General features: G+C 50.6%; 22 protein-coding genes. 12 read left to right on the top strand and 10 right to left on the bottom strand.

Features of this window, described 5'->3' with window-relative positions; genetic code table 11:
• The first annotated feature begins 20 nt into the window (after nucleotides 1-20).
• From tviB to J9260_RS17500, 4 genes are all read left to right on the top strand, one after another.
• A complete protein-coding gene (gene tviB, locus J9260_RS17515) occupies nucleotides 21-1,298 on the top strand; it encodes a Vi polysaccharide biosynthesis UDP-N-acetylglucosamine C-6 dehydrogenase TviB (RefSeq protein WP_210218988.1) in 1,278 nt (425 codons plus the stop codon).
• Nucleotides 1,299-1,404: 106 nt separating this feature from the next.
• Complete coding sequence (gene pilB / locus J9260_RS17510) at nucleotides 1,405-3,114, top strand: type IV-A pilus assembly ATPase PilB (protein ID WP_210218987.1); 1,710 nt, start codon at nucleotides 1,405-1,407, stop codon at nucleotides 3,112-3,114.
• A gap of 89 nt (nucleotides 3,115-3,203) precedes the next feature.
• Nucleotides 3,204-4,463, top strand: a complete 1,260-nt coding sequence (locus J9260_RS17505; protein ID WP_210218986.1) for a type II secretion system F family protein — start codon at nucleotides 3,204-3,206, stop codon at nucleotides 4,461-4,463.
• A 19-nt stretch (nucleotides 4,464-4,482) separates the two neighbouring features.
• Nucleotides 4,483-5,358 carry a prepilin peptidase gene (locus J9260_RS17500; protein ID WP_210218985.1) on the top strand — a complete coding sequence of 292 codons (876 nt, stop codon included), beginning with the start codon at nucleotides 4,483-4,485 and terminating at the stop codon, nucleotides 5,356-5,358.
• 21 nt (nucleotides 5,359-5,379) lie between these two features.
• Here the strand turns inward: J9260_RS17500 and J9260_RS17495 are convergent, their stop codons facing one another.
• Nucleotides 5,380-5,679, bottom strand: a complete 300-nt coding sequence (locus J9260_RS17495) for a hypothetical protein (RefSeq protein WP_210218984.1) — start codon at nucleotides 5,677-5,679, stop codon at nucleotides 5,380-5,382.
• A gap of 97 nt (nucleotides 5,680-5,776) precedes the next feature.
• Nucleotides 5,777-6,196, bottom strand: a complete 420-nt coding sequence (locus J9260_RS17490) for a hypothetical protein (protein ID WP_210218983.1) — start codon at nucleotides 6,194-6,196, stop codon at nucleotides 5,777-5,779.
• 76 nt (nucleotides 6,197-6,272) lie between these two features.
• Between J9260_RS17490 and ubiE the strand changes: the two genes are divergently transcribed.
• Nucleotides 6,273-7,025, top strand: coding sequence for a bifunctional demethylmenaquinone methyltransferase/2-methoxy-6-polyprenyl-1,4-benzoquinol methylase UbiE (gene ubiE, locus J9260_RS17485; protein ID WP_210218982.1), 753 nt, complete (start codon nucleotides 6,273-6,275; stop codon nucleotides 7,023-7,025).
• A 19-nt stretch (nucleotides 7,026-7,044) separates the two neighbouring features.
• Here ubiE and opgC read toward each other — a convergent pair whose 3' ends face one another.
• The gene (gene opgC / locus J9260_RS17480) at nucleotides 7,045-8,223 is read right to left on the bottom strand and encodes an OpgC domain-containing protein (protein ID WP_210218981.1); all 1,179 of its coding nucleotides are present in this window, start codon (nucleotides 8,221-8,223) and stop codon (nucleotides 7,045-7,047) included.
• 140 nt (nucleotides 8,224-8,363) lie between these two features.
• Between opgC and J9260_RS17475 the strand changes: the two genes are divergently transcribed.
• The 3 genes from J9260_RS17475 to mdoH all read left to right on the top strand — a co-directional run bounded on the left by J9260_RS17475 (nucleotide 8,364) and on the right by mdoH (nucleotide 12,355).
• Nucleotides 8,364-9,905 carry an OpgD/OpgG family glucan biosynthesis protein gene (locus tag J9260_RS17475; RefSeq protein ID WP_210218980.1) on the top strand — a complete coding sequence of 514 codons (1,542 nt, stop codon included), beginning with the start codon at nucleotides 8,364-8,366 and terminating at the stop codon, nucleotides 9,903-9,905.
• Nucleotides 9,906-9,992: 87 nt separating this feature from the next.
• Nucleotides 9,993-10,328, top strand: coding sequence for a hypothetical protein (locus J9260_RS17470; RefSeq protein ID WP_210218979.1), 336 nt, complete (start codon nucleotides 9,993-9,995; stop codon nucleotides 10,326-10,328).
• 5 nt (nucleotides 10,329-10,333) lie between these two features.
• Nucleotides 10,334-12,355: a glucans biosynthesis glucosyltransferase MdoH gene (gene mdoH / locus J9260_RS17465; RefSeq protein ID WP_210218978.1), complete on the top strand. Its 2,022-nt coding sequence runs from the start codon at nucleotides 10,334-10,336 to the stop codon at nucleotides 12,353-12,355.
• Between the two features lie 15 nt (nucleotides 12,356-12,370).
• On the opposite strand, the gene J9260_RS17460 is transcribed toward mdoH, so the two are convergent.
• Nucleotides 12,371-12,934, bottom strand: a complete 564-nt coding sequence (locus J9260_RS17460) for a rhomboid family intramembrane serine protease (protein ID WP_210218977.1) — start codon at nucleotides 12,932-12,934, stop codon at nucleotides 12,371-12,373.
• A 2-nt stretch (nucleotides 12,935-12,936) separates the two neighbouring features.
• Nucleotides 12,937-13,506 (bottom strand): DUF1415 domain-containing protein, encoded by a 570-nt coding sequence (locus tag J9260_RS17455; RefSeq protein ID WP_210218976.1) that lies wholly within the window; start codon nucleotides 13,504-13,506, stop codon nucleotides 12,937-12,939.
• 38 nt (nucleotides 13,507-13,544) lie between these two features.
• On the opposite strand from J9260_RS17455, the gene J9260_RS17450 reads away from it, so the two are divergent.
• Nucleotides 13,545-14,018, top strand: a complete 474-nt coding sequence (locus J9260_RS17450) for an invasion associated locus B family protein (protein ID WP_210218975.1) — start codon at nucleotides 13,545-13,547, stop codon at nucleotides 14,016-14,018.
• 3 nt (nucleotides 14,019-14,021) lie between these two features.
• Complete coding sequence (locus J9260_RS17445) at nucleotides 14,022-14,417, top strand: hypothetical protein (RefSeq protein WP_210218974.1); 396 nt, start codon at nucleotides 14,022-14,024, stop codon at nucleotides 14,415-14,417.
• Between the two features lie 7 nt (nucleotides 14,418-14,424).
• On the opposite strand, the gene J9260_RS17440 is transcribed toward J9260_RS17445, so the two are convergent.
• Nucleotides 14,425-14,730, bottom strand: coding sequence for a hypothetical protein (locus J9260_RS17440; RefSeq protein WP_210218973.1), 306 nt, complete (start codon nucleotides 14,728-14,730; stop codon nucleotides 14,425-14,427).
• 108 nt (nucleotides 14,731-14,838) lie between these two features.
• Here J9260_RS17440 and J9260_RS17435 point away from each other — a divergent pair, with 108 nt between their 5' ends.
• Both J9260_RS17435 and J9260_RS17430 read left to right on the top strand, forming a co-directional pair.
• The gene (locus J9260_RS17435) at nucleotides 14,839-15,492 is read left to right on the top strand and encodes a protein-L-isoaspartate O-methyltransferase family protein (protein ID WP_210218972.1); all 654 of its coding nucleotides are present in this window, start codon (nucleotides 14,839-14,841) and stop codon (nucleotides 15,490-15,492) included.
• A gap of 38 nt (nucleotides 15,493-15,530) precedes the next feature.
• A complete protein-coding gene (locus tag J9260_RS17430; protein ID WP_210218971.1) occupies nucleotides 15,531-17,036 on the top strand; it encodes a TolC family outer membrane protein in 1,506 nt (501 codons plus the stop codon).
• Between the two features lie 75 nt (nucleotides 17,037-17,111).
• On the opposite strand, the gene J9260_RS17425 is transcribed toward J9260_RS17430, so the two are convergent.
• The 4 genes from J9260_RS17425 to J9260_RS17410 all read right to left on the bottom strand — a co-directional run bounded on the left by J9260_RS17425 (nucleotide 17,112) and on the right by J9260_RS17410 (nucleotide 23,508).
• Nucleotides 17,112-18,404: a ribonucleotide-diphosphate reductase subunit beta gene (locus J9260_RS17425; RefSeq protein WP_246499516.1), complete on the bottom strand. Its 1,293-nt coding sequence runs from the start codon at nucleotides 18,402-18,404 to the stop codon at nucleotides 17,112-17,114.
• Between the two features lie 78 nt (nucleotides 18,405-18,482).
• Entirely contained in the window at nucleotides 18,483-19,970 is a 1,488-nt protein-coding gene (locus J9260_RS17420) for a hypothetical protein (protein WP_210218970.1), read from the bottom strand.
• On the bottom strand, nucleotides 19,967-20,632 hold the full coding sequence (locus J9260_RS17415; protein WP_210218969.1) for a type II restriction-modification system restriction endonuclease: 666 nt from the start codon (nucleotides 20,630-20,632) through the stop codon (nucleotides 19,967-19,969). The genes J9260_RS17420 and J9260_RS17415 overlap by 4 nt, the downstream gene beginning before the upstream one ends.
• Nucleotides 20,632-23,508 carry a ribonucleoside-diphosphate reductase subunit alpha gene (locus J9260_RS17410; protein ID WP_210218968.1) on the bottom strand — a complete coding sequence of 959 codons (2,877 nt, stop codon included), beginning with the start codon at nucleotides 23,506-23,508 and terminating at the stop codon, nucleotides 20,632-20,634. Before J9260_RS17410 ends, J9260_RS17415 begins: the two co-directional genes overlap by 1 nt.
• Between the last annotated feature and the right edge of the window lie 209 nt (nucleotides 23,509-23,717).

Raw genomic sequence — 23,717 nt, 5'->3', positions numbered from 1 at the left:
AGTATAATGAGAAAAATAAAATGAAACCACTACAACACACCACCATCGCCATCATTGGCCTCGGCTACGTCGGCCTGCCCCTCGCGGTCGAATTCGGTAAACACTACCCCACCATTGGTTACGACATTAACCCCGCCCGTGTTGCGGAATTGCAAAGCGGCAACGATCATACCCTAGAAACCACACCCGCCGAGCTACAGGCAGCGCAACACCTGCATTACACCAGTCACTTAAACGATTTACGTGATGCCAATGTGTTTATCGTCACCGTGCCAACCCCGATAGACCGACACAAACGCCCGGATCTGACTCCGCTTATCAAAGCCAGTGAAAGCGTAGGCAAGGTGATTAAGGCCGGTGACATCGTTATCTATGAATCCACAGTGTATCCCGGTGCGACTGAAGAAGACTGCCTGCCCGTGGTGGAAAAAATATCGGGACTGACATTCAATGTCGACTTTTTTGCAGGCTACTCCCCGGAGCGTATCAATCCCGGTGACAAAGAACACCGCGTCACCACTATCAAAAAAGTGACCTCTGGCTCTACCCCAGAAGTGGCGGAATTTGTTGACCAACTGTACCGCAGCATCATTACCGCAGGCACGCACAAAGCCCCCAGTATCAAAGTAGCGGAAGCCTCAAAAGTCATTGAAAATACCCAACGTGACTTAAATATCGCACTCGTCAATGAATTAGCCCTGATCTTTAATCGCATGGGAATCGACACCGAAGCGGTGTTGCAAGCTGCCGGAACCAAGTGGAACTTCCTGCCGTTTCGACCCGGTTTAGTCGGCGGGCATTGCATCGGCATTGACCCGTATTATTTGACCCACAAAGCAGAATCGTTGGGCTATCACCCGGATATTATTCTCGCTGGGCGACGCATTAACGATGGCATGGGCGCGTATGTCGCTTCCCAACTGATCAAAGCCATGGTGCAAAAAGACATTCCCGTTGCTGGGGCTAAAGTGCTGATTATGGGACTGGCGTTTAAGGAAAACTGCCCGGATTTACGCAACACCCGCGTGGTCGATATTCTCAAGGAATTGCGCGGCTATCGGATTCAAACAGAAGTTTACGATCCTTGGGCTTCGACAGAAGATGCGCAGCGCGAATACGGCATTACCCCCGTGCAAGTACTAGAAGACAGTCAATACGATGCCATTATTCTCGCGGTAGCTCACCAACAGTTTCGCGACATCGGTGTGGCAAAAATACAAGCCCTTGGCAAACCAGCACACGTCATTTATGACCTGAAATACCTGTTTGCCGCTCATGAAACTACCTTACGGCTATAAACCACCGTTTATCCTAAAACCACCACCAACACCATAAATTCATTTCATAGCCATTTTCAGCAAGGTATCATCACCGTAACACCATAAATATTCTAACAAGTGAGCCATGATTCCTCTCAATGCATCGATTCCATTACCCGGTTTGCTACGGCAGTTGGTTGCTCAGGAAATTCTCAGCAATGAGCAAGCCAGTCAAGCCCTGCAAAAAGCACGGATTGATAAAATGCCGCTGGTGTCCTGGTTGGCAAGGTCACGCCTTGCCAGCACAGCGGATATTGCTTACGCAGCAAGTGTGGAATACGGCCTAAGTTTTGTTGATATTGACCAAGTAAACATCACCCCGGCTATCGCCAACTTGTTGAATGCCGAACAAATGCAAAAATTGCATCTGATTCCGCTGTATCGTGGTGCAAAAACACTGATGGTCGGGCTGGCAGACCCGGCATACCTCACGCACTTGGATGACGTGAAATTTGCGACCGGGCTAACCCCCGAACCGGTTTTTGTCGAATACGATAAATTACAACGTTATTTAAATGCCGACAGCGGCGAAATCACCCAACCCAACCCGGTAGTCGCTGCGCAGCAATACAATTCCGCACCGTCGATTGTGCTGGACACGCGCGACCTCAAAGGTAAAAACGACAACGAAGAATCTTCCGTCGTTGAGTTTGTCGATAAGCTGCTGGCACACGCGATCAACGCCAAAGCCTCCGATATTCATATTGAAATTTTTGAGAAAAGCCTGCGCATCCGCTACCGCATTGACGGTATTTTGCAGGTTGTGGCAACCCCACCGAACGATTCCGCCCAACAATTGATTTCACGGATCAAGGTATTAGCGCGTATGGACATTTCCGAGCGGCGTGTACCACAAGACGGGCGCATTCGCTTTACCCTCAATGCCAAGAAAAAAATCGACTTCCGGGTCAACACCCTGCCCACACTTTACGGCGAAAAAGTGGTCATGCGGATTCTTGATTCCTCCAACGCCACCCTCGGCGTGGAAAAGTTAGGGTTTAGCCCACGCCAACAACAGGATTTCCTCAAAGCCTTGCAAAAGCCGGATGGGATGATTTTGGTCACGGGGCCAACGGGAAGTGGTAAAACAGTAACCCTGTACACTGGGCTTGGTATTCTCAATACCCCTGAGCGTAATATTTCCACTGCCGAAGACCCCGCTGAAATCAATATGCCCGGTGTTAACCAAGTCAACGTCAACGCCAAAGTCGGGTTAACTTTTGCGGACGCACTGCGCTCATTCTTGCGCCAAGACCCGGATGTAATCATGGTCGGAGAAATCCGTGACCTTGAAACCGCTGAAATCGCCATCAAAGCCGCGCAAACCGGACACTTGGTGCTATCCACTTTGCACACCAACAGCGCACCGGAAACTCTGACGCGCTTACTAAACATGGGCGTACCACCGTTTAACATTGCTTCGTCAGTACACTTGATTGTGGCGCAACGCCTTGCACGGCGGTTGTGTGAAAAATGCAAACGCCCTGCTACCAATATTCCGCCCGAAGCGTTACTGGATCTGGGATTTAAAGCCGAAGAAATCCCCAGCCTCACGGTTTACGAACCCTGCGGCTGCGAGGAATGTTCCCACGGTTACAAAGGTCGGGTCGGGCTTTACCAAGTCATGCCAATCTCGGCGGAAATGGGGCGCATGGTAATGAATGGCTGTAACTCAATGGAATTGGCAGACCAATCCCTCAAAGAAGGCATTTTCGATTTACGTCAATCGGGTTTGGAAAAAGTACGCCTCGGCATTACCTCGTTAGCGGAACTGTCGCGCGTCACCACCGATTAAGCCCACCAGTTATCCATAAAGAATCCACGGGTCATCATGCTCATGCTAGACTGGGGCTAAGATTATAAAAATAATGCAGAAAACAACCCATGCAAAGCGTTAATCCAAGCCGTAAGCCCTTGCCGCGTGCTGCTGTACCAGCACCAAAGCCCGCTGCCCAGCCCACCTACATCTGGGAAGGTGTTAACCGTAATGGCGTAAAAATTCGTGGAGAAACCCAAGCCGTCAATCCCAACTGGTTACGCGCTGAATTGCGCCGTAAAGGGATCAATCCCGGTCGGGTATATCGCAAACCGCGTACTTTGTTTAAACCTGCCATCAAACCCGCAGACATTGCCCATTTTGCGCGGCAAGTTACCACCATGATGCGTTCCGGCGTACCAATGGTGCAATCATTGCACATGATTGCCAGTAGTGGGGACAACCCTTCGGTACGCGATTTAGTGAAACGCATTGCGGGTGATATTGAAAGCGGCGCAAGTTTCGGTGATGCCTTGGCGCGTCATCCGCGTTATTTCGATAAATTATTCGTCAATCTGGTAAAAGCCGGGGAACAAGCCGGTACACTGGAAACCATGCTCGACAAGGTGGCGACTTACAAAGAAAAGAGCGAGTCGCTCAAAGCCAAAGTCAAAAGTGCCATGATGTATCCGCTGATTGTTATTATCGCGGCGTTGGTGGTATCGAGTATTTTGCTGATTTGGGTTATTCCACAATTTAAGGAAGTTTTCAGCAGTTTCGGTGCCGATTTGCCCGCCTTCACCTTAATGGTCATTGGCATGTCAGACTGGCTCAAAGCGAACTGGTGGATACCGCTGCTCGGCATGATTGTGGTTGGCTACAGTTTCAGCACTGCACGCCGCAAATCCAAAGCCTTTGACCGTTTTGTGGATCGGGTATCACTGAGTCTGCCGATTATTGGCAATATCCTGAACTTGTCAGCAATTGCACGCTTTGCCCGCACCTTAGCCACCATGTTTGCCGCAGGTGTGCCCTTGGTCGAGTCAATGGATTCGGTCGCTGGGGCAACCGGCAATGCGGTGTATGAAGAAGCGACGTTACGGATGCAAGAAGACATCTCGCGTGGTGTACAATTAAACACGGCAATGCAAACCACGCAGGCATTCCCCAATTTCATTATTCAAATGACTCGCATTGGTGAAGAATCCGGGCGGGTGGAAGACATGCTCAGTAAAGTAGCGGATTATTACGAAGAGCAAGTGGACACGTTGGTGGACACCTTATCCAAGCAAATTGAACCGCTGATTATGGCGGTACTTGGGGTCATTGTTGGGGGGTTGGTCATTGCCATGTACCTGCCGATTTTCAAACTGGGTGCTGTGGTTTAACCCATAACAAGCGATAACGATGGAACTGATAAATTTATTAAGCACCAGCCAAACTTGGCTGTTGGTCATGGTCGGGCTATTTTCTTTACTGATTGGCAGTTTTTTAAACGTGGTCATCTACCGCCTACCAATCATGCTGGAACGCCAATGGAAACAAGATTGTCAGGAATGGCAAAATGACGCACCGACAGAAGTTCCCACCAGCGACTTTAATTTAGTCGTGCCGCGCTCCGAATGCCCGACCTGCGGTCATCGCATCAGTGCGTGGGAAAACATTCCGGTGATCAGTTACCTGTTTTTGCGGGGGAAATGCGCAGGGTGCCAAACCCCTATTTCCATCCAGTACCCACTGATTGAGCTGACAACGGCATTATTGTCGGTATTAGTCGCTTGGAAAACCGGCTACGGGGCAACATTGCCCGCATTACTCGGTTTTACCTGGGTGCTGGTGGCGTTAGCCATGATTGACGCAAAAACCATGTTGCTCCCTGATGTACTGACTTACCCGTTATTATGGGCGGGCTTGCTGCTGAACATGGATAGCTTATTTACCAGCCTGCCCAACGCGGTCTTGGGTGCGGTATGGGGCTATTTATCGCTGTGGCTGGTGTTTCATTTATTCCGCTTACTAACGGGCAAAGAAGGCATGGGTTACGGTGACTTCAAGCTACTCGCGGCACTCGGTGCGTGGGGTGGCTGGCAAATCTTACCGTTTGTGATTTTCGCAGGCTCATTACTCGGCGCAGTGTTCGGCATCGCTTGGATGATTATCAAACGTGAAAAGCACAGCGTACCCATGCCATTCGGACCTTGGTTAGCCATTGCCGGATTCATCGCGCTGATTTGGCACGCTGAGATTTTGCGCTACATGACCCAAATGTTTATGCCGTTTTAACGGATAACCACCGCTGAGGACTTATTTCGCGGGAATTTCATGCCAAAACGGTAGCGCACGTGGCGGATCAATATTACGTGCCACTGGCGTATTCATCGGATCAACCGGCGGCGTAACGACTGCTACGGCTGGTTGCTCCTCACGCACTTTGGCACGTATCGCAAATTTTGGTTTGATCTTCGCGGCATACCACGAATTAGCCGGAGCTTGATAACTGTAAGCTGCCATCGGGTCAACAGCCGTACCTTCGGCGAGTGCAATGCTGGCTCCGCTGAAACTGGCCACAAACAAAATGGTAGTCAATAGTGTGGGTGATTTCATAACAGTACTCCTTGTACGTAACAATACATCCTGTGTTGATAGCACATCCGACGGAAAACGGGGTAAATCGGGTGATATTTACCCCGTTTTTCTGCCATTAACGCAATGGGCAGGTGTTAGCCGGACGACGATACACCCGTTGCGTATAGGTTTTTTCGCTGACCACGCCCTGAGTACGCTGATAAACAGGTGATGGGCGACTCACGGGAGCAGCATGATGATAAACCACTTGTTCACGATGCGCGGATGAACGCACGGAGCGGTGCATTGCTGGTTGCGGGCAACGCGCTACTGGCTGCGGGCGGTGTCCTGCCGCATGACGTGGTGCGTGGCAACGTACCCGTTGATGGCTGACTCCACAGCAACCATTAGACGCAATATTGGTGCCTTTAATGCGCAAAATCGGGCCACTTTGGTTGGCTTCCATCGTGCGCATATCCTCAATACCACCTGTCCATGCCTGTGCTGCCGGGGATGCTAAAAATGCTAAGGCAAAACCCGCGATTAACTTTTTCATAATTCAACTCCATGAAGAAATAACGACACCCTGTTACAATGCTGACAATGCCCACTACTTTCGGAAACCATGCCGCATGACAGAACAGGAAAAAACCACTCATTTCGGGTTTCAACAAGTACCCGTTACTGAAAAAGCTAATCGGGTTGCCGAGGTATTTCACTCAGTAGCCGACAAGTACGACATAATGAACGACGTAATGTCATTCGGGGTACACCGCTTGTGGAAACGTTACACAATTGATGCCGCCGGAGCGAAACGCGGTAATCGGGTACTCGACCTTGCGGGCGGCACAGGTGACTTAGCAGCAAAATTCGCCCGTATCGTTGGTGATGACGGCGAAGTGATCCTTTCCGACATTAATGCGTCGATGCTGGAAAACGGGCGGGAACGCCTCACCGATAAAGGCATTGGCGGTAATGTGCGTTACGTGCAGGCGAACGCAGAGTGTCTGCCGTTTACGGACAACCATTTTGACATTATTACAATGGCATTCGGGTTGCGTAACGTGACTGATAAAGATGCTGCGTTGCGCTCCATGTACCGCGTGCTGAAACCGGGCGGACGCTTGTTAGTGCTGGAATTTTCCAAGCCTGTCGTACCCGGCTTATCGCCGATTTACGACCAATACTCGTTTAAATTCCTGCCGATGATGGGCAAATTGATTGCCAATGATGCAGAAAGCTACCGTTATCTGGCGGAATCCATTCGGATGCACCCCGATCAGCCGACCCTCAAAGGTATGATGGAGGCAGCGGGATTCGAGCGCGTTACTTACACCAATATGACGGGCGGCATTGTAGCCTTACACAAAGGCTACAAGCTCTAACTTGACAGGTCGTGGCTTATCAGCCCGACACCAACGCTACTGGCATGGTCGGGCTAAACTCCGACCGGCGGTTTTGCTGTTGTTTCTTGCGCTGTAAATACGCCTTATGCCACAGCGCGGGCAAGCTTAAACTGGCTAAGAAAAACACCAACGCCACCCATTTCTGATTATCACTCAACGCCCAATCGCCCCAACGGAACGGGATATAGCAATACAAAACCACCAAATGAAACGCAAACACCTGCAAGGAATGCTGCCCTAAAAACGCCAGCCACCGCCCCGGCAATGCCAGCAGCTTGAACACCCCAAAGCGTTTATGCCATGCAATCAAACCTGCCACCACATACACCATCGCGAGGAAATTCAACAAGCGCATCCATGCCATATTGTCGCGGGCAATATGACGGTATTCCTGCAACCACGACACCGCCGCCGCATCACCTATCCAGCCATGAATATAACCGTGACGTTGCAAAAACAAATACGCCACAATCGCAACACTCGCACTAAACAACCACGGATTAACACGCGGCGTAGCATCTTTGCTGTCAAAGCGTAAAAAGCCCAGCACCATACCCAGCACAAAAACCAATTGCCAGGCGAATACATGGAACGCACCATTACGCAACATCAGCGCGTCCGGTAACAAACGCTCAAACGCATTCCCCAAACCGTATTGCGCCCACCACCACAAACCCACGCTGCCAGCCAAGACCATTGCCACCCCGACCGTGCGGTATTGCGTCATCCAGCGCAACGCAAAGGGCGCGGATAACATCAAGATAACGTATAACGGCAACACATCCAGCATCGGCGGTTTATAACCCAGTGCCATGCCCGACAGTAAACCCCGAATCGGCTCAGCCTGCATTTCCGTGGCAAAACTTTTCCAATACGCCCCCGACAAATCCGTCGCCACCGTGAACACAAACACCGCCAGCAGCACCATTAAGTGATACAAGTAAATCACCCCGGCACGATGCCACACCCGCTGCTCCAGCACGTAACCACCCGCGCTGTGATAGCGGCTATACACCAATGCCACCAGCATTCCCGACAAGAATACAAACCCTTCTGCCGCACTCACGTAACCGGCAAATTCGTACAAGTGCTGGAAAAGCGGCTCACCAAAATGGTCAGCCGCCATAATTATTAGCATGATGCCTCTCAACACATCCAACGACAGATCACGGTTCATCGAAATATTTTTTCCTTGCCTAACGCTGTTTTATTAATAATCTGCACGTAACGCTGTACGTGTAGCGCATTCTACTCTACAATTCCCGCGCCATATCCTTGGCCTATTTCGGTATTCAACCGTTTCGGACTCCCGACAGCATGAAATCAGCCATCCATTCCATTTCACTCAGTTTCACCTTCGCGCTACTGGTGCTGGCATTGCCTGCAAACGCCAAGGATACAGGCTGTTTCCCGCATGTCCAACAGATCGCCGCACAAAAAGCGAGCGAAGCCTTCGTCAAAACACCCATGATGAAGGTGGATACCGGACGCATCACCTACGACCATTACCAGCACATCAAGTTCCTTGGTAATCAAACCTTCTGGCGCAGCGAAAACCTACCGTTCCAACTGGAATTCATGCATCCGGGAATGCACTTCATCCGCCCGGTCAAGCTGTTCACGTGGGAAGATAACGCAGAAAAACCCATTACGTTTTCCAAAAAATACTTCGACTACACCGAAGTTAAAGATTTACACCTCGAAAACGACGAAGCCAATATGGGTTTCACTGGATTCCGTATTCTGTCCAAACTCGGACAGCCTGGAGCCAGCGCACCTTACAATGAAACCGTGGTTTTCCAAGGTGCGAGTTATTTCCGAGCATTAGGGCAAGACCAGCGTTACGGTTTATCGGCACGCGGACTCGGTATTAATACCTCATTAGAAGGCCAGGAAGAATTCCCCGATTACACCCAGTTTTGGATGGAAAAACCGGAAAAAGACGCAGAAGAGTTGGTAATATGCGCCCTGCTAGACAGCCCATCACTCAGCGGCGCAACCCGTTTCGTCATCAAACCGGGCAAAAGCACCGACATTGAAATCGAAACACAATTGTACCCGCGTAAAGACAGTATCAGCGAAGTCGGCGTCGCACCGTTGACCAGTATGTTCTTCCACGGTGAAAATTCGCCGCACCAATACGGTGATTATCGCCCGGAAGTGCACGATTCTGATGGTTTATTGATTCACAATGATGACACTTGGCGGTGGCAGCCGCTGGCGGAAGTACCTTATTTCAATGTGAAGTCGATTCCCACCAACGCGCTGCAAGGGTTTGGCCTGATGCAACGTGACCGTAATTTTAACAGCTACCAAGATTTGGAAGCTTGGTATCACGCACGCCCCAGTGTGTGGGTCGAGCCGTTGAATGCGTGGGGCGATGGTCATGTTCAGCTCATGCGTTTACACACCGAGTCCGACACTGTGGATAATATGGTGGCCTACTGGAAAGGCGAAACCGGCAAAATTCCGCAACGCCTGCACTACCGCTTGTCCTGGCGCAGTGAAGACCCCAGCGCACACCAACTCGGTAAGGTCTATGCGACGCGCATTACTAACCGCGCGGTGGATTCTTTACCGGGACACAAGGGTAGTATTCGTTTTATTATCGACTTCCATGACTTACCTAAATTGAGCAAAGCACCCAAGGCAGAAGCGAGCTTGCAGGGTGCTGGCAAGGTCAAAGAACCGGTTGTTCAGGAAAACCCTTACATCAAAGGTTGGCGCGTCATCGCTCAAGTTTTCCCGCAAAACTGTGAAACACCGCTAGAATTGGACATTAAGCTGACAAACGGTGGAACCCCAGTGAGCGAAACATGGTCTTACCCGATACCACAGTCATTGTGCATTGCACCATGATTGCAAGGAACCCCAAACACTGGCATGGTAATTGCCTCACTTTTACGATCTCTACTTAGACAGAAATACAAAGCAATGAAAGACACAATGACTTCCGTATCCTCCCAATACGTTACCGATACTGGCCTGCGCAGCGAGGCGTGGGCGCACGCTCGCAAACGCGCAGACGATTATTTGAAGCTGCATCGCTTACCTAGCGCAGAACACGAGCAATTACTGACGCAAGTAGCGCAAAAATTAACTCGTGCTGCGCCATGTGATGATCAAGCGTTGATTCAACTGTTTATTAGCACCGTACAGCAAGAACTCGTTGCCCAACAAGCGCAAGCACGCACTCAGACTGGCCCGCGCTTTGAGCGCAGCAGTATCCGGGTTGCACCGTTGCGAGCGATTACCTTGTTGCCACGTTCACTCCAAGCTTAAGCGTAATGGAAGAAAAGCCATCCCTGTGGCGTGATGCAGCCAAACAACGACGGCAGGGTTTCTTTGCCGTCATCGCCCTGCTGACTGGATTAGCCAGCTTTTGGTTAGGTGTTAACCTGCCCAATGGCTTGCCATTGATCTGGAAAATCTTGGTAACAGTACCGTTTGCGGTGCTGTTCTTTTGGTTGGCATTGGGTTTCGTCACGGCATTAGCGGGGTGGTGGGTATTACGGCGCGGCGACCGTTATCGGATCGCCAGTGCCCCCGGCACACCGTTACCAGAACTGTGTACGGTAGATACCACGGCGATTTTATTGCCGATCTATAACGAAGACATTGCCTACGTTTACGCGGGCTTAAAGAGCATTTATCAATCGCTGGAACGCAGCGGTAATCTGCAACATTTCGAGTTTTACATTCTGTCCGACTCGGATGATGCAAGTAATTGGTTACGTGAGGAAGCCGCGTGGTCGGCCTTATGTCGCGATCTTGGGCAAACCACCCGCATTCATTACCGTCGCCGCAAACACCGCACCAAGAAAAAAAGCGGCAATGTCATGGATTTCTGCCGCCGCTGGGGTCGTCGTCACCCTTACATGGTGGTGCTGGATGCTGACAGTTTAATTACCGGCGATGCTTTAGTGCGCATGGTCGATGCAATGGATCGCAACCCGCGTGTGGGCTTGGTGCAAGCACCGCTGTACACCATTGGTTTAGACACCTTGTATGCACGTGGGCAACAATTTGTTAACCGCTTGTACGGGCCAATATTTTTCGCAGGGCTGCATTTCTGGTGGTTAGGCGAAAGCCAATATTGGGGGCATAACGTCATTATCCGCACCCAAGCGTTTATGGCGCACTGCCACCTACCGAAACTGAAAGAAGGTGGCTCGTTAGGCGGGGAAATTCTCAGCCATGACTTCGTAGAAGCAGCACTCTTAAATCGTGCAGGCTGGGAAACTTGGCTGGCTTACGATCTGGAAGGCAGCTTTGAACGCCCGCCACCGACGTTAACCGACGCATTAAAACGTGACCGCCGCTGGTGTCAGGGCAACTTGCAGCACTGGATGATCATTTGGTCACACGGCATTTCCAACCTGCATCGGTTTTTATTGCTGGGGGGCATTATGTCCTACCTCAGTTCGCTGATTTGGTTCGGTTGGTTGTTGATATTAACCATCATCGCAGTTTTTTACCCAAAACTGACGTTGATTCCGTTAACGGCGGGGAATACCGCGCTGTTGGTAATGACATTGATTCTGCTGTTTTTCTACAAAAGCTTTGGGGTTGCGTTATCAGCACGCCGCGCCAATGTCGCGCACTTCGGCGGTAAAACGGCACTCACCGCCAGTATTTTGACGGAAACGTTTTTGTCGATGCTGACCGCCCCCGTGCGCATGATGTACTACAGCAAGTTCGTGGTGGAAATTTTACGCGGCAAACGTGCGGTGTGGGGTACGCAACAACGTACCGGCGGCGGCTTGCAGTGGATGGATGCTATCCGTGAATTTGGCTGGGTTAGCTTGACTGGCTTCGGCTGGGGCTTGCTGCTGTTAATCCTCAATCCAATGGCGTTTTGGTGGATGTCGCCCGTGTTGGCGGGGCTGTTACTGGCAGTACCGTTGGGAATGCTCACCAGTGTGCAAACCAGTTTGGAAAATCCGCTGTTCCGCACCCCAGATGAAGCCGCACCGGATTTCATTTTGCAAAAATTCGAGCAAAACTACGCCGAATTGCAAACTCATCCATGCATTTCCACCCGTGACTTGTTTATTCGGATCGCGGTTGACCCATTGGCTTTCCGCCAGCACATGAGTTACATCCCGCAGCGTACCAATGTACCCGCCTCCACGCGCCAACAACGCGCTGAATGGTTGGAACGCTTGCTCACCCAAGGCCCGACGGCGATTTCTAACAGCGAACGTCTGGTGATTTTGGAAGATGCGGAAATGTTGACGCAATTGCACGCACAAGTGTGGCAATTGCCGGAAGCACAATTTAATGAGCAGTGGATGTCACAGATTTAACATTCAACCCCTGTGTCAAGGCACGGGGGATTTGCGCACTAACAACCATGCTACCAAAGCACCAGCGATACCACCGAGCAAATGCCCGTCCCACGATACACCCGATTGCCAAGGCAATATTCCACCTAACAATGTCCCACCATAAACAAACGCGACCAGCACACTGATAAATAGTGGCATGATCCGCTGCTCCCGAAGACCCGACACGATCAAAAACACCGCCAGCCCGAACACCAAGCCGCTGGCACCAATATGCAACGCGTGACCACGCCCAAACAACCACAGCAACACGCCTCCCAACACTGTCACTGCCACGACTACCAAGCGCGAATCCGCCCGCGACCCTGCCAGCAAGGTTAATAACACCGCTAATGGCACACTGTTATTCAACAAATGCGAAAAGTCAGCGTGCAAAAACGGCATTGTTACCACGCCCAGTAAACCGCCAAAATCACGCGGCACCAAACCAAAACGCTCCAGCGGCAAAATCAAGTCCAGTAAAAACACGCCCCAGATTGCCAGCAAAAATAACGCTACCGCTGGTAACTCTTCACGAATACGATGCACATGACTTTGCATAATTACGCCTCATCTGTCTGCTGTAAACACCCCGCCAATACCGCCTGATGGTGTGGTGCACCCAGCGCGTTCATGGTGTCGATATTACGTTGCGGAATCGCATCCACATCCGGGTAATGCGTCACTGCCTGTTCCAGAGAATCTTCACGAATCAAATGCAGCATCGGATAAGGCGAGCGATTGGTATAGTTTTCTGCGTCTTCGGGGCGCGTCCCCTCAAACTGATAATCCGGGTGAAAACTTGCCACCTGAAACTCACCTTCGTAACCTTCCTGCACCAACAAACCTTCCACCAAATCGAAAAAGTCGTTGTAATCGTAAAAATCTTCCAATACACCGGGGTGAATTAACAAAGTTGTTTCCACTTCAGCCACCGGCACAGAGCGCAGATAGGCTAATTCCTGCTGTAAATCTTCTAACAGGAACTCTACCCGTGCGGAGTCGGTCACAACATAGCGGACTTGCCCACCGTTAAACGGCTTATGCGCAAACGGGCATAAATTGTGTTTCAGGACGACATTTTCTAGCCAGCAGCGAGTCTGGGCAATATAAGTAGCATTGTTGTATTTCATGGTAAACTGATCTAATGGGTACAAAAGAGGATTTCAAGATGCATCTTGGCATAAAAGGGCTGGTATTGGCAGGCTTGTTGTGCGGCACATTGCCCACCCACGCCGCAGGCAACATTCAGGGAATGCGCTTTGGTGACTGGGGCGGTAATTGCGACGCACAAGTGTGCTATATCCAACAGGTGCTTAGTCAAGGCGACGCGCCGTTAATGATCACCGTCATTGGCTACGCCCCCGGCAAACCTGATCCCACGGTGATTTTTGAATTACCAGCGGGCATCCACATCAAAGCTGGGGTGCAGTTGCAGGTGGACAATAACCCGCCGGTGAAATTCACTGGCAGTTGCGACAAAGATTATTGCCGCGCAGGTTTCGCACTGGATCAAACCATCATTCAGCAATTCCAAAGCGGGCGCAAAGCCAGTTTGAGCTTTACCCCAGCACCGAAGAAAAAACCGACAGTCTTACCGTTATCCCTTATCGGTGTGACCAAAGGTTTGAGTATGTTGCGCTAAATCATGCAGCTATCAGCCTATCGTTTACTGCTCTACCCGCTGCAACCTACGGAAGCCGCGATTTTGCCCGCGTTGCAAACCTGTGGGCTGTTAGGCGCACCGTTAGCGGCAGGCGTATTCGCCACGGGTGAAACTTTTCTTGATCACCTGTGTTTTTTGGGGTGTTCACCACACATTGAGCTGGAACCGTGCACTGACCGGGTATTTTGTTACGTGCAATTACCTGCGGATAATACGGAAACCACGTTTCAGCCGATTCGTAAACCGGCATTAAACCTCAAACAATGGCTGGTCATTGGTAATGTCCACGAAGCCGAGGCCGTTCCCGACGCAACTTTATTGAGCTTGCTGGAAACGGCTACGGCGTGTCGCTGGAAATTTGCCTACCTGAAACCCTGAAAAGTTTTCAGCGGCACTCCCCGGCAACGTAGCCCATCACCCGCGAATCCGCACACGCCGTGCAATCATTGGAATACACCGCCTGCTCTTGCGATGGGCAGGGCGTGGTTACACACCGAATGCCGCTGTCACGGGTAGCGCACACCGGGGCGTACACCTCGTAACAAATTTCCGGGCGCGGTTCACGACATGAGGTAAATGCACCAGCAATGACGGGTGTAGCAATGGCTTCTTGCGCATCAGAACGGCTGCACCCCGACAGGGCAAACAGACTCAGAAGACTGCCAAACAGCAGCATTTTTGACACTTTCATAAAACGACCTCGCAAAGGTTTTGTTTTGATAACACTCAATAGCTTGCAACAACTCACCGTTATCCGTACCCTTGTCACAACCTTTCGTCTGGAATCTGGAGCCTGCACATGAATATTGAACAAGCCCGTTTTAACATGATCGAACAACAGATACGTCCGTGGGACGTACTTGATCAGACCGTGCTAACGACTTTTGGTTTTATTCCACGTGAAGCCTTTGTGCCAGATGCCTGGAAAAACCTCGCTTTCGCCGATGTGGAAATCCCACTGGGTCACGATGAAACCATGATGCACCCCAAAGTAGAGGCACGTTTATTGCAGGCACTCAATGTGACACCTGACGATAATTGTCTGGAAATCGGCACGGGCAGCGGGTTTGTGACCGCGTGTTTAGCGCATCTTAGCAAACATGTGGACAGCGTAGACATTCACGAAGACTTTACCCGACAAGCGGAACAACGCCTGCTGGATAGTGGTCTTAAAAACTACAGCCTGCATACCGGCGATGCGCTGCGTAGTTGGAGTTCGGGGCAGTTGTATAATGTCATCGCAGTGACAGGCGCATTACCCAACTACTTACCGCGCTTTGAAGAGCAACTCGCGGTGGGTGGACGCTTATTTATTGTCATCGGCACTGCGCCTGCGCAGCACGCGATGCTGGTAACGCGCCAAGCAGAGGGCGAGTTTACCCGCCAGATGCTATTTGAGACCGGCTTAAAGCCATTACTGGGTGCAGTTACCGAAAGCCGCTTCGTGTTTTAAGATGCGTCATGGCTTTTTATTAACTTATGGAACGACTTATGAAAAAGCAGATTCTGGCCATGCTGATTGCCGCTTCTTTGGCAGGCATTAGCCATAACGCAGCAGCGGAAAACCTGCTGCAAGTTTACCAACGCGCGAAAGGCTATGATGCCCAGTTCAAAGCGCAAGAAAGCAGCCACTTGGCCATTTTAGAGAAGAAGCAGCAAGCTCTCGCCGCCAGTAAACCGCAAGTCAACTTGTCCGGCAAAGCGGGTTACAGTGCCTCACGGGACAGCATCACCAATAACACCGTCGATGGCGAAAATGCCAACTACACGCTGCAACTGGAAAAATCCCTGTACAATAAAGGCATTAATGCCTCGATTGCAAAAACTGACGCGCTCGTTGGGCAATCGAACGCGGCATTAGAGTCTTATCGCCAAGACTTGATTATGCGCGTCGCAGATGCTTATTTTGCTGCACTCATAGCACAAGACAGCCTCAATTTTGCCAACGCCGAAAAGGCAGCGATCAGCCGCCAATTGGAACAAACCACCGCTTACTTTGAAGCCGGACGCTCGGCGATTACCGATGTCAAAGAAGCTGAATCCAGCTATGCTGCTGCGATTGCTCAAGAAATAACTGCAACACAACAATTAGACGTGGCACGCGAACAATTGCGGGTTATTACCGGCGGCTTTTATCCAAGTTTAAACGCGCCGCGCAGCAATATGCCGCTGGCAATGCCTACCCCTAGCAGCATCGAAGCATGGGTAAATACTGCCAAACAAAACAACCACTTGTTACGTGCCAGTAAACATGCGGTCACAGCAGCGCAAAAAGAAGTCGAAGCACAACGTGCCGAAAAATTCCCGCGTGTCGGCTTATACGCCAATCACACTGGCTCGTATCTGGATAACGACACCTTTAACAGTCGTAAAACCAACGACGCAGCAGTCGGCTTGAGCATGAGTTTACCGCTGTACACGGGTGGTGCAACCTCCTCTAAAATCCGCGAAGCCCGCCACAAATTACAGCAGTCGCAGCAAGAAGGCGATTTGCAAGCACGTATGACTGAGCAACAAGCACGTTCAGCATTCCTCAGCGTGCAATCCAGCATTAGCCAAGTCAAAGCCAATCAACAAGCCTTGTCTTCGGCTGAAACCGCCGCAGAAGCTACCCAAGCCGGATTTGAAGTCGGCACACGTACTGCTGTAGACGTGCTGAACTCCTTGCGGAGTGTGTTCCGGGCGCGGCGCGACTATGCCAGTGCGCGTTACAGTTACCTGCAAAACAACTTAGCGTTGCGCCAAGCAGCGGGTACTTTGAGTGAAAAAGACGTGGTGGCCATCAATGCGTTCTTAACCGAAAGCCCCAAAGCCCTAGTGAGCGAACCGCAAGCCGATGCAGCCAGTGCGCCCGCAGCGGATAACATCGCGGTAACGCCAAAGCAATCTAAAGTGATGCCCGAACCCGCAGAGCAAGCCCAAGCAGTGGCGGAACCTGCGTCAGAAACAGGTGCGGAAAGTTTTGATTATTACGTGATGCCGGGAACGCCTAAGTAAGTCTCTCACTGTGGAAGAAATCCTCCCCCAGCCCCTCCTTTTTCAAAGGAGGGGAGCAAGAGGAAAGTTAGTGGGTTAGTCCCAGTTCAACGCTCCGCCCGTTTGATATTCGGTCACGCGGGTTTCAAAGAAGTTCTTTTCCTTACGCATATTGGATTGCTCGTCCAACCAAGGTAGAGCGTTTTGCGCACCGGGGAACGGTTCATCCATGCCTAACTGACGCGCCCGACGATTCGCAGTAAAGCGGAATTGCTCGTGGTGATCTTGCTGGCTGTAACCCAGAATTGGCGTAGGCAATAAGAATTTAGCGTAATTTACTTCCGCCGCCTCTGCCTCATCCCACATGTCACGCACCGCTTGCGGGTCGAGCTTGACGTTCTCTTCCTGCATAATCTGGCGCACCACACGAATGCCAAATGAGCAGTGCAACACTTCGTCACGCATAATGTATTGCAATTGCTCACCCGTACCTTTCATCAAACCACGACGCTGCAACGCAAAAATCGGCGAGAAACCGTTGTAGAACCAGCAACCCTCAAAAATGCCCGCAAAAAACGTGTACGACATCACGAAATTATGCAGATCATCACGGTTTTTCAGGTCAATATCATGGCGCAAGGCATCGTTTAAACGGCGGTTAGCAAGCTGGATTTTACCGTTGATTTCCGGCACAACGCGGTAACGGTTATAGATTTCCGCCTGATCCAGACCGATGGTTTCGATGCAATGCTGGTATGTCCAAGTATGCAATGCTTCTTCGTACACTTGGCGGGCTTGGTAGATTTGCAACTCCGGCGCGGTCATTTTTTCCATGACAGCCAAACCGATATTACGCATCGCCAGAATGTCAGATGTGGTTAAGTAAGCAAGCACGTTTTCGTAAACATGGCGTTCGGCGGTGCTGAGGTTGTGATGGTAGTCATGCACATCCTGCGCCATATTGATGTCGAGCGGTGTCCAATGGTTTTTGTTGGCATTGAGGAAAAATTCCCATGCCCAAGGGTATTTGAAGGGTGCGAGCTGATTAATGTCGCCACTGCCGTTAATAACGCGCTTGTCTTCGGCACGAACCGGCTGCTGAGGTTTGAAAGGTTCTTGCGTAAACGTTTTACGTTCGGTACGCAAGGCATGTGCTGTTGAAGCGGCTTCCATTGACTCCGAGCCGGAAGCCGCACCAATTACCGACGCTGCAAGCGTCGCCGACTCCGTTGGCGATTCAATTGCAACTTGGGTTTTTGCACTGCGCTCACTTTCAACTACCTCCACAGTAGGTTCATCAACAAACGATTCATCAACTAAATTCAATGACGGTCTGTAGCCGTTCGTGCGCGGCACGGAAGCGGCAAGGGGGTTGTCCCAGTTCAACATGTATTTTACTCTCCTGAATGCTTAATGCCAACTAAACCATGGTTTAGTGTCAACAAATAGTAATTTTGTACGGGTTATTTATGCACAAATACCCAAGGGAAGCTGACTTTGCTGAGGTGATTTAATCTTCCCCTCTTGCATCAATGACCAATCCAACATATTCAAGATACTAGCTTTCACAGGTCTTTTTTCATCCCAAAAAATGAGTGAAGACAATAATTCTTTTGCTGCATCAGAATGCAATAGTGCAAAAACCTTTTGCGCTACCGCCTCTTCATCAAATGACAAGTAATATACCGTGTCATCAAACATGACAGGCTTTCCCTCTATGGGCGCAATCAACCTAAAATCCAGTGACTTATACAACCCACAAATGGCGATACGCCACGGTCGAAAAGAATAAGTGCCAACGCCAAAGACCGAAAATTGCGGGTTTTTTATATAAATAGAGCTGGCACGCGCTCCTAAAATATCCGCATGTTTTTGCAAGTATCTCCATGTTTTTGGTGTACGTGTACGGATACTATCTGTTGATTCACCGACATACCGCTGAGTAACCAGCAGGTATTTCTTCCTCCAACCTTTACCACTACCAATATCAGAACCTTTCATCAGGGGGTAAAGATAATCCGATTCCAGATCAACTGTTTCACCATAGCCGTTTTGCAATGTTTGCCCATGACGAGTCAGTTCCATTACCGCAGCCGCATCATGCTTGACACCAGAACGCCACTTTTCAGGGCTTTTCCCCACCAACGCAACATGAGCATCGAACGCATCCAAATCAGCAATACTCAACCCCAACCGATGCCCGACACGCTGCCCCTGTGTCGATTCTAAATTATCAAATACTTGGTACTCATCTGTTGCTACCACGGCATTGTTGAAACGCACCACCAGCAAACAAGCGTCGACCGACACATCAAAAGCCTTCTTCGCGTCTATTTTAATGATGCAACTACTAGCTAATGCCAAGCCCTGCCGTTGGGCATGGGCAAGTACTTTACGGGCAACAGCAGTTTTCACCAGCATTGCCACATCACCTTGCCGCCCTTCCATCCAACGGAACACCTCCAGCAGCATCCATTCCGAAATATCGAAATTGGCTTTGCCCGTAATAGCATCAAGCCCGTTATGGTGTTGGAAATTGGCTTTACGCGGCAAGTTGACCCCACCGATGCCACTTTGGACTGAGTTTGTTACCCAAGGAAAATTTCCCAATACCAGCAAAGCACCTGAAGCTTGTTCCAAAATAGCTTGCCAGCGGGTTGCAAAAAAATCAGCTTGAGCCAAATAAACACGCCCTGATTCCAGTTCATGCTGCAAACGTAAACGCGAGGTTTCCAAATAGTCGCTATTAACCTCAAAACCCATGATTTTTTTTGCTGTTGGGAAGGACTGAACGGCAGCAACAACAAAAGCACCAACACCACAAGTTGGCTCAATCACTACGTCAGGACAAATACCCAACGCAGTCAAACGCTTACACACAGCCAATGCCAACGAATCAGGTGTTTGGAAGTCACCGAATTCAATACGTTGTTTGCGTGCAGCAGCGGTAGTCATACTTGCTGCCCCCGATACACAGCTCGAACACCGTCAACATTTCCTGCTTTTTCAATAACACGAGAGTATTGCAACCTCCATTGCAGAGCATTGGAAATCGTTAAATAGCCTTGCTTGGGTTTATTTTGCAGAATTTCTGCCACCAGATTATCCAAACCAACGTCATCCACAGGCAGATTTTTCTCTGACAGAAAAGCGACTAGATCATCCCTGTTACCATCATTCTCCAGAATGTCACGGATGCCCTTGGTCATTTGGAAATCAGCCGTATTTTCTGCTTCCACAAAAATCGTATCAGAAATATTCAGATTAGCTGTACGGGCAAACTCATCATCCGTTTTGCCGTACACGAAAATGATTAACGAATAACCTAGTCCATACACTTTTTGCCGTGCTGATCTGAACGGGCATGATGACTGCGGCTGACGAATGCTGGTGACTTTCATATCGACCAGCAAACTGGGGAAGTCGATGCCATTGGCAGAATTCCCCTCCTCGAATTGATACCCTCGCCCACGCAGAAAGGCACTGAATTTGTGCTCGAGATATGTACCGACAGCCTTACCGTCCGTCACGCCGAACAGCGATGGCTCAGGATGTTGACTTTCGAGAGCAGCAAATCGTGCAGCTTCGGAGCAAAGTGATTCAATGCTCAATTGCATTACTGGCAAGCCTCACACTCTGGATCCAGCAACGAACACGCCTTCGGTGCTTCCGACCCCACCGATACCAAATTCGCCGCCCGCTTAATCCCTGCCACGCTATTCGCTGCCGACGAATCATCCGAGCTGGTCTTTTCCGCGCCTGTCGCCCCCAAAGTACGCAGGTAATAGGTGGTTTTCAGCCCACGTACCCACGCCAGTTTGTACAAATTGTCCAGCTTCGTGCCATTCGGCTCTTTCATGTACAGGTTGAGCGATTGCCCCTGATCAATCCATTTCTGGCGGCGGCTGGCAGCTTCAACCAACCAACGTGCGTCGATTTCAAACGCGGTAGCGTACTTGGCTTTGAGCGCGTCCGGCACACGATCCAGTGGTTGCAAGGAGCCGTCGAAGTATTTGAGGTCGTTGATCATCACCTCATCCCACATGCCGAGTGCTTTCAAATCCTGCACCAGATACGGGTTGATGACGGTGAATTCGCCCGACAAATTGGATTTGACAAACAGGTTCTGGTAAGTCGGCTCGATGGATTGCGACACGCCGCAAACATTGGAAATGGTCGCGGTCGGGGCAATCGCCATCACGTTGGAATTGCGCATTCCTTGGGCTTTGACTTGGTTGCGCAGTGCATCCCAATCCAGCGTTTGGGTATGGTCAACGATGAAATATTCGCCGCGCTCTTCGCCCAGCAATTCCAGCGAGTCGATCGGCAGGATGCCTTTGCTCCACAATGAGCCGTTGTAACTGGGGTACTTCCCACGCTCAACCGCCATGTTGCTAGAGGCACGGATGGCGAAATAAGACACCGCTTCCATACTTTGGTCGGCAAACTCCACCGCCTCCGCCGAAGCGTAAGCGAGGTTCATTTTGTACAGCGCGTCTTGGAAACCCATGATCCCCATGCCAACCGGACGATGGCGCAGGTTGGATTTCCGCGCTTGCGGCACGCTGTAGTAATTGTAGTCAATCACGTTATCCAGCATCCGCATCGCGGTGGTCACGGTGCGTTCCAGTTTTGCCACATCCAGTTTACCATCGTTGACGTGCGCGGTCAGGTTGACTGAACCAAGATTACATACCGCAATTTCACTGTCATTGGTGTGCAAGGTAATTTCAGTACACAGGTTGCTGGAATGCACCACACCCATGTGCTGATTGGTATAGCGCACATTGCACGGGTCTTTGAAGGTAATCCACGGATGCCCAGTTTCAAAGATCATCCCCAACATTTTTCGCCACAATTGCACCGCTGGTACTTTACGGAACAATTTGATGTCACCACGTGCTGCTTTGGCTTCGTATTCAACGTAACGCGCTTCAAACGCTTTGCCCGTCAAATCGTGCAAATCGGGCGCATCGTCGGGAGAAAACAGCGTCCACTCGGCTTCTGCCGCCACCCGTTTCATAAACAGGTCGGGAATCCAGTTCGCGGTATTCATGTCGTGGGTACGGCGGCGTTCGTCGCCCGTGTTTTTGCGCAGTTCGAGGAAATCTTCGATGTCGATGTGCCATGTTTCAAGGTAAGCACAGACTGCCCCCTTGCGTTTGCCACCCTGATTCACCGCGACCGCCGTATCATTCGCCACCTTCAAAAACGGCACAACACCTTGCGATTTGCCATTCGTGCCTTTGATATGCGCCCCCATGCCGCGCACCCGTGACCAGTCATTGCCCAAGCCACCCGCGTATTTCGATAGCAAGGCATTGTCTTTAATCGCGTCGTAAATCCCTTCCAAATGGTCAGGCACGGTAGTCAAATAGCAAGACGACAATTGCGGGCGCAATGTCCCGGCGTTAAACAGCGTCGGCGTGCTGCTCATGAAATCAAAGCTGGACAGCAGGTTGTAAAACTCAATCGCCCGATCTTCGCGCTCGACTTCGTTAATTGCCAAGCCCATTGCCACGCGCATGAAAAACACCTGCGGCAATTCAAAACGCACCCCATCGTGATGCAGGAAATAACGGTCATACAGCGTTTGCAAACCGAGGTAAGTAAACTGCAAATCGCGTTCCGGCTTGATTGCCGCGCCCAGTTTCGCCAGATCGTAACGCCCTAAATCATCCGCCAAACGCTCGACCTTTACCCCGATCTGAATGGTTTTTTTCAAGACTTCCGCATAAAGCTCAACCATTTCGTGCTGGGTGGCTTCGGTGTGCTGGCCTTCGAGGAAACTCAAGGCTTCGCGGCGCAAGCTGTCCATCAACATCCGCGCGGCTGCTTGGGAATAGTTGGGTTCGCGGTCAATCATTACGCGGGTGCTGATAATCAACGCGGTGGCAACTTCTTTTTCGGAAATGCCATCGTACAAATTGCGCATGGTGGCGGTCATGACTTGTTCAGCACTGACACCTTCCAAACCGTCAACCGCTTCTGCAATGATCTTGCGTAACCGATCTTCATCCAACGGTTTCAAATCGCCGGTAGCAGATTTTACGTGGATCACGTTTTCGGATTTTTTGCCTTTTTTCTTGGATTTTGACTCTTTTTCAGCACGTAACCGCGCCCGTTCGGCACGATACAGCACGTAGCTGCGGGCGACTTTGTGTTCACCAGCCCGCATTAACGCTAATTCCACTTGATCCTGGATGTCTTCAATGTGCACCATGCCACCATCGGGGGTGCGGCGCAGCAGGGCTTCAATCACTTGTTCGGTCAGCTTGCGCACCGTGTCGTGAATGCGTGCCGAACCGGAAGCCTGGCTGCCTTCCACATCGAGAAACGCTTTTGCCATCGCAATCTGAATTTTACTGCCATCAAAGTCCGTAACCTGCCCGTTGCGGCGCACGACTTTGCAGTGAAGCTGCAATTGCACGGGTGAAAGAGCCGTGGTGAATGAACTTTTTGATGTTATTTCAGGTGCGCTGGCAGCTTGCATGGTGATCCTCGGTGTCAGAAAACGGCTTGACAATACAGTTGAATTTTGATTTAGCCCAATAGTGGATTTCTTTTGGGTAAATACTATAGGATGTGTCTATATCGGTGGTCAAGCACAACATATTGTCAAAAACGTGTGTAAAGCCTGTGGATAACTCTTGCAAGCCTGTACCGGTACGGTGTTGCATCGTTACGTTGGATCATGAAAAA

Origin of the sequence: Thiothrix unzii, from assembly GCF_017901175.1 — a bacterium.
Classification (GTDB): domain Bacteria; phylum Pseudomonadota; class Gammaproteobacteria; order Thiotrichales; family Thiotrichaceae; genus Thiothrix; species Thiothrix unzii.
The sequence above is the reverse complement of the archived record's forward strand: the minus strand, read 5'-3'. Positions and strand labels throughout refer to the sequence as shown.